Source organism: Arcticibacter sp. (assembly GCF_045629565.1).
Lineage (GTDB): Bacteria > Bacteroidota > Bacteroidia > Sphingobacteriales > Sphingobacteriaceae > Arcticibacter.
Genome location: NZ_JAZQRL010000041.1, coordinates 1 through 7,424, shown reverse-complemented (window position 1 = coordinate 7,424; position 7,424 = coordinate 1). Strand labels below are relative to the sequence as shown.

Annotated in this window: 5 protein-coding genes; 4 read left to right on the top strand and 1 reads right to left on the bottom strand. The window is 40.3% G+C overall.

The annotated features are described in order from the left end of the window. Nucleotides 1-105 precede the first annotated feature (105 nt). The 4 genes from ACKI5J_RS05350 (at nucleotide 106) to ACKI5J_RS05335 (ending at nucleotide 5,145) form a co-directional block, all read left to right on the top strand. Entirely contained in the window at nucleotides 106-561 is a 456-nt protein-coding gene (locus ACKI5J_RS05350; protein WP_407427267.1) for a hypothetical protein, read from the top strand. Between the two features lie 168 nt (nucleotides 562-729). After that, complete coding sequence (gene tnpA, locus ACKI5J_RS05345) at nucleotides 730-1,005, top strand: IS66 family insertion sequence element accessory protein TnpA (RefSeq protein WP_407427265.1); 276 nt, start codon at nucleotides 730-732, stop codon at nucleotides 1,003-1,005. 1,129 nt (nucleotides 1,006-2,134) lie between these two features. Beyond that, nucleotides 2,135-3,370: a DUF4238 domain-containing protein gene (locus ACKI5J_RS05340; RefSeq protein WP_407427269.1), complete on the top strand. Its 1,236-nt coding sequence runs from the start codon at nucleotides 2,135-2,137 to the stop codon at nucleotides 3,368-3,370. Between the two features lie 296 nt (nucleotides 3,371-3,666). Continuing rightward, nucleotides 3,667-5,145, top strand: a complete 1,479-nt coding sequence (locus ACKI5J_RS05335; RefSeq protein WP_407427263.1) for a hypothetical protein — start codon at nucleotides 3,667-3,669, stop codon at nucleotides 5,143-5,145. A 788-nt stretch (nucleotides 5,146-5,933) separates the two neighbouring features. Here the strand turns inward: ACKI5J_RS05335 and ACKI5J_RS05330 are convergent. Beyond that, the gene (locus ACKI5J_RS05330) at nucleotides 5,934-7,229 is read right to left on the bottom strand and encodes a site-specific integrase (protein WP_407427261.1); all 1,296 of its coding nucleotides are present in this window, start codon (nucleotides 7,227-7,229) and stop codon (nucleotides 5,934-5,936) included. Between the last annotated feature and the right edge of the window lie 195 nt (nucleotides 7,230-7,424).

The window sequence follows — 7,424 nt, the reverse complement described above, 5'->3', positions numbered from 1 at the left end:
ATGAGGTAAATCCCCTGCAGTGGCTCAAGCATACGCTGGAGAATATCATGTCGATCAATCATAAGAACATCCGAGATCTATATCCGCAGAATTATAAGAAACTAGTTGAGACTGGCAAGGTGTAGTTCGTCGGGCGGATACAAAGGAGAATGGGTATCAAGTCCTCTTCGAAGAGTTAATAACAGCCCTTATCTTCTCACAAATGTAGCAAGCGAATGTGCTCTGCATGGTAGCCGAGAGGTAGCCATCGAGATCCTTGAAGACGGTAAAGCACGGTTCTGTAACTATGATATTTTGATGTCCCTTGGGGAGCTATATATGGTTGACGGAGATCTCAAACAGGCGGAATCGAATTTCAGGCTTGCAGCCTATATGATCCCGGTACGATTCTTACCGCATCAGTCCCTCTTTGAATTGTATTTATTCAAACAAGATTCAATTGCCGCCAATGAGGAGGCAAAATTAATAGTCAATATGCCTGTCAAAATAGAGTCCAGTGAAATTGAAAGAATAAAACTCGAAGCTGCATTATTTATTAAGAACTCTGAGAAGAGATACTAATCGATTTGTGTTAACAAGTGGACCACTGCGTCTGAATAGATGGATATTCCAGACTACGTTTCGTCAGAATATTCGCATTTAATAATAGGAGGAAAAAAGTAACCGGTCGACCAACCACGTATTGATTGATCATCTTGGATGAATTTTTTTTTCAAAAAAGATAAGTTAATGGATCATAAAATACGCATGAAAGCGGAAGTTGAGCGTTGGCGTCAGAGTGGACTAACGCAGAAGGAGTATAGTCAGCAGCTAGGTATAAAGGTGGCCACCTTTGCTTATTGGTTGTCACGAAATAAAGAAGAAAACAAGACTGGATTTGTTTCATTGCGTCCGGGACAAAGAGATCTGGCAGGTGAGATAGAAATCACCTATCCCAATGGCGTTCGGTTTAACGTATCTTTATCCGATCCAGGGATCCTTTCTAGGCTCATTCATTTATATTAATGTTCAGCCTGAACTCGTCGCACCGATACTTTTTATATCAAGGGTACTGCGATATGCGCAAGAGGGAGTTGGCTTAGGGTTTTTCTTAGATACAGTTAGCCCCGGACCTTATATTATCGCCAAGCATGCGTTCTGGGCTACTTTAAAGTGCTACGATTTGAGCTTGAGCAAAAAGGCATACAGGTCAGTTTGCTTATTCCAAATAGGATTGTGGGTTGCTAAGTCAAAATTCTACTGAATTTAGATTTAAACGTCTCCATGAAAACTTTAACGATACTAAAGGCAGGCAGCCTAAGGGCTTGAAAGCTGGGGATCCGTTTGATGAAACCAAGGGATTTTTAAAGGATTTCCTGGCAGGTGGATATTACGGTTCGAATGGGTTCTTCAGCACTTTTGGTGGTAGGTACATTATAATTAGCGATTTAGGCGTTCAGTCCAGACATGGATGCTACTTGCCTGATTTTTCCTTCTTCTGCCGAAATATTCAAAGTTATTGCAGTCAATAGAGAGTGCGACCAGATACACATTTACGTACAGAGTCATCAGTATGATTGTTTATGCCCAACTGTAACCAGCCTGCTACCAGATTGCACAGCTATTACACCCGGAAATTCAGAGATGTAGATCGAGATGTTTTCATATACTTCCTCAATGTCTAAGACATTTTTCATAGAATTTGGAAATTCCCAAAATTTTTCCGGCCGGAAATGGTAAGCCGTTCACATTCTTTTTGTCTCTCACTCCTAGATATAAATCTACCTCTTTATTCTTGAACGCGTTAGCGCAGAATATTGCGGTATTTGAAGGAAACCCCATGATAAGTCCTTTTTCCTTTTTCTTGATATTCAACTTTTGAATCATTGAATAGGCTGTTTGAGCACCGATTGTAAATCTCGCACCAGTTTCAAAGGATATATTTTCAGGGATCCCATTGTCCTCTCACAAAATACACGGCAGGTTTTTATACCACAAAACCTATAAACAGGACATCAGGCGGACAGCTCGGCTTGTTCAGTTAAAATTTTGGAATTCTGACTAAGGCAACAGTGAGGAGAGGCTATTTTATTATCCGGTAAATTCAGGGTATCTTTAACTAATACCTCGTTTAATCCATTTTGAAAGTGAATGAATCGGTAAAGCATCATTTCGTGCCACAGTATCTGTTACGAAACTCAGTTCTGACGCTGAACATAAATTTATCTGTTGTTTTGATAAAGCCACTGGGAGGGTATTTCAAAATGCATTGTTAAATACGGGTTCCGAGAAACATTTTAATACAATAAAGCACGAAGATGGCGATTTTAATTTCGAGTGTTTTTTCGATCAGATTGATGGTCAGGCTGCGCCGATAATAAAAAAAATCATCGCTGCACGGTCTCTTGCCGCGCTTTCTGCACACGAGCAGGGCATACTGATTACCACCGTTGCCTATCAAATGGCGAGGGCGAAAATGGCGCGTACATCAATTATCGATCTTCACAGGCAGATCAAAAAAACTTTTGAGCGGATGGGCTGGTCCGCCAAAAATGTCTTTGTTCCAAATCAAGAGGAAATCAAGGCGATAAAGCTTCAACAACTGTTAGATCTATCAGAGGTAACACAAAGTCTTGACGAAAAATTTCTTCAATTCCAGTATTTGAATAATGACGCTTTAATGCTTTCAGACAATCCGGTAGTGTTACATAACAGCCTGCCTTATGGGGAAATGGGATTAAATAGCCGAGGAATAGAAGTATATTTTCCAATTTCCCCAAGATGTGTTCTTTCCTTCGCCTGCAAGTCCAGATTTGAAGAACTGCGAGTAAAATATGGTGCGCGCCATTTCGATCAGCATATTGAAGCTTATTCTTTTTATCCAATGGAACTCAAGAAAGAGAATGCTAATTTTTTGAATCGCTTGCAAGTCATTAATTCCAATCGTTTTTTATATAAACGAAATTCGGACTTCTCCTTGGCGGAAGAGATCTTAAAAATCAATCCTCATTTAAAAGAAATACAATCGAAGGCAGTTTTAGGTGAAATGGGAAAAGGCCCTCCACCGATACCAGATATGCCTGCGGGATATGCTCTTGTAATTTACGGCGAGCGGGGCAATCATATGCTTGAAGTCACGCATGTATCGAACGATGTAGATATCCAATTCCAAACCTCGGATGGCACTAAAGTCGTGGCCGTTCAAAACGATTTACCTATGAAACGCGCCATGTTATATTATAACCGAAGTCTGAACAGACAAATCGCTAAACCTAAATTCAAAAATGTAAAATATATATCGGGAGCTTACCATATAGTTTTGAGCCATGCGGATGAAGCCATGTCTGCCATAATAAATCTTATGAAAAGCAGAAGAAAAGCGGGTAACTAAGCCATAAATACAGGAGAGGGAGAGTTCCAAACGTTGATGATTATGAATTACATTCGGGTAGACGGCAACTATCAATATTTATTTATATCGACCGCATCATCTATCATTTCAATGTATCCGGTCATAACGAACAGAGCGTCTATACCAAGGGCATCATAAAAATGATGGCATCCTAGACATCTGCCTCCTAACCGACGCATCCGCCCGCAGGTATTTCGACAGCATCCTCGGTAAACGCATAATGCTCAAAAGCAACCCGGTTAAATAAGTTAACTTACCTATCTTTGGCTATCATTATGAACAAGTTCACCATCGATTTTACGGCAGCTGAAAAGAAGAAGCTTTGGAAAGCTAAAATTAGCTTGCGTCGACTAGAAGATTTTTCATTAAAGCAAATCCTTGACGCTGTTAAGCCGGATAAAGTACGTGAAAAGGAAATCCGAAAACAGTGGTTTGATTATGGAACGACCGGAATCATGTCAGTTGGCCTGAGTAGCCTGATGAGTAAACCACTATTTGCATCGGAATTGTTAAGCAATACACTTGATATCACCTCTGGAATAAAAAGTGTAATCGATGCAGCGCGCATGAACCATACCATATTTGGAAGTGTTATCCAAGGAAGTATCGGCGAAATTACCGGTTCCAATGACATTATTCGTAGTATGTCCAGTAATCCAATCCGTTTGGCGAACTTATTAAGCAGTGATTTAGACCCTTCGACACACTCCGTTTTAGATACCTTTAAGCCGATCAGTGAACGATTGAGTCTGATCACCGCAAGATCAGCCGGCTTACGCATGCTTCAGCAGGATGCTTCTGCATTGGCGATGACTGGCCTCTCATCATTGTTTAAAGTTTCAGGTGGCTTTGACAGCCTCCTAACTAAACGATCTGCGAATTCCCTGTCAAGCTCCCTACTGCAACAAGACATATTCAAGGGTTATGGAATCAGTTCTTTAGCCCAAGAGCTATCTCGGAGATCAGTATTTGAACAAGCACATATCAGTGGCATCGGTGCAGCATTAGCGGCTGCAACATCCTTTACAAAACTTGCTCAATCCAATTTAGGTGCGTTTAAATGGGATAGTATAGCAGGTATGGCTCAAAGTGACTTTTTGAAAGTCTCGTCAGGTTATAGTGACCTATTGCGCAGTATAAATGAAAAGCCAAATTGGATATATGACGCACCCGAAACCGCTAAATTACCCGCTCAGGATTACTATATAGGCTCCCGTATACTAAAAATTGTTACTACCGAAACGGAAAACGATTCAGAAATAGATGCCTTAGATCACGAGATCGATGCCGACAACACAGACGCGATAAAAAAATATCTACCGGTCATTCACGGCGATCTGCCAGACCTATGGGAAGGTGCCCTCCAAGCGATGCATTCTGACAACCCCGATAGAATTCGGCACATGATCACTTCTTTGCGGGAACTCTATAATCACGTACTCCATCTTTTAGCACCTGATGACGCAGTGGAAAAATGGGACAGCGAGAAAACATATTACGATAGGGGCCGGCCAACCAGACGCGGTCGGTTCCTATACATTTGCCGGAATTTAGAAGGGTCAAATAGTCAATTTTCTAAACTGCTCAAGGCCGAAATTGACGCTACATTAGCCATGATCGAACTTTTTCAAGGCGGCACACATACGATCAGGTCCGTATTTACAGATTATGAACTACAATTCATCCGTATTAAAGCAGATACTACTTTGCGTACCTTTTTAAGTCTTGAATTCGAGATCAATCGCCGACAATAATTTTAACGTTACTATAGTCGGATCAGGACCTTGTACATTATTTCTAGTGATTTCTTTTTAAAAGGGTTGTGCTTCACATTAATGACAGGTCCAAGGCATTTCTGCACGGGTACTCACTTGAAGAGGTCGTTGGTGCAACGACTAAATGGGGTATGCAGCACCGGAAAAAAGTCAAAATCTAAAGATCAACCAGTAACTCGTCTCCGGAATAGAAGACATAAATTTATAAAAGGCATCTGTGTTTTCATGTAGTTCTTCAAAAGCGTCACAATACGTTCCTTTTCGAGAAGAAGTTATCGCTGAAGTTTGTTAATAGGAGAGGGAGAGTTCAAAACTTTGCTTCTAAACAGGTTTATTATAAGCCGCTTTATTTTAACATTTTTCAATACTCTATGAATCAAGCAATGTGCTGATCATGTAGCCGTTTCTAGAGCTTCGCCGGCAGCTGTCTACTGATCATCCAACGAAGGATAACTATGTATTATCCACCAATCAAAATTATAAATTTCGAATAGTTTCAGTGATCCATGAAATCCATTCTCTGAAAACCGTAACAAATACGTAAGGGAGCAAAATTTTGTGGTTTCAAAAATAGTTCTTAAATTGCTTCTGTAAGTCAGAAAAGCACATTTTGCTTCATAATACGGCGGTTATGCTAGAAGACTCATAATCTTTTGTTGCGCGCATAGATCCAATTGCCGAATAAGCCTTTCTTTTAGATCTCTTTATAACAAAGAAAACCAGTAGTTGAATGTCACTTGCAATTCCGGATAGCGGCGCTCACGATTTTAAACCACCCTCATAATTAAACTACGATCAATAACCACTACTTCTTTTTCTCTCTCTGGTTCAAGTAAGGCAACAACCTTCTCCTGTACTTCATCAATGATACTCCAATCCTTTTCTATATAAATATCCGTAGTACGATGTCCTTCATCTATATGATTAAGTGCAAGTGCCACATCATCTTTACTCATCCGGCATTTATTCCGGGCAAGATTAGCAAAAGTGTGCCTTGCCCAATAGAATGTAACGAAGTTAATTCCAGTGATCTCTCTGATTTGTAGCATCCCTTTACAAATCGCCCGGTTTAAGTTCTGAATTGTATTATACCGCGACTTAAGCGTGCCCGCATATTTGTCAAGTAGCGCTTTAGCTTCTGCTACTATCTTAATGCTAATAAATGCGTTGTCTCTCCGTATAAGACGAGTCTTCGAGCGATTATACTCCAACCTATTGTCCTTCACAATGTTTTTATCTAGTTGATAAAGATCTACTGCATTCATACCGCATAGATAAAAGCTTAGCATAAAAAGGTCTCGGGCAAGTTCAGCCCGGCTATCTGGCTCCACGATGCAATCACGGATCTGTTTAAGTTCATCTATGCCGATGTTTCTTTTCTTGGTTAGGGGAGCAGAACCTATTTTATATTTCTTGAAGGGATAATGTTTTATTTTATAGATACCCAGATCCTCATTGTTATAAGCCGTACAAGCGGCATTGAAAAGAGTACGAAGGTCTCTCATGTAATTGTGAATACTGCTGTCACTGGCACCTTCGCCTGCAATCTCGACAAGCTTACCAAACTGATCAACTCTGTACATAATCCTTGGCCTTTTCAAGAACTTCTCGAAAGAGAAGAGCATATTGGAACTAATTTCATTAATTGATACCTGTTCCCTTCCAAAATAATCGATCAGATTATTCCGAACTGTTCGGTGATTATTTGCAGTGGCTGTCCTACCGTCGCTTTTAAGCTGCTCGATATGTTGGGCACAGAACTTAATAAAATCAACATCCTGCTTCTTATCGCGTAAATAATTTCTCAGCTCCTCAGCGGAGAAGAAATTAAGCTTATCCCCGAGCTCGCTGATCCACTTTCTGTAATTGTCAAGAGTTGCTTCCAGAGACTTTAATACGAACTTGTCTTTAACTTCTAGCTTTGAATCCAGCTGTTTCTGGGTGACGAAAAACGTGGTGTCAATAAGTTTTTTTACTTTTCTGTGATAGACCCGGATCTTAACGTTGTACGTTCCGTCTGTTTTTTTATGATGCTCATACACCATAATATTGACTGTTGCCATAAATTTTTTCTAAAATCGCAGAATCGTTGTGACGTATTTGTGACGCTTCTATGTTAAATTCAACAAAAAACTATGTAAATCCTGACAAAACGGCAGTTGCCTAAGTCCATCAAAACAGCCTGAAACGGCTGCCTCTATAAACCAAAAAAGCCCTTTTTGATATCAAAAAGGGCTTTTTTTACAAGTGACCTGGGA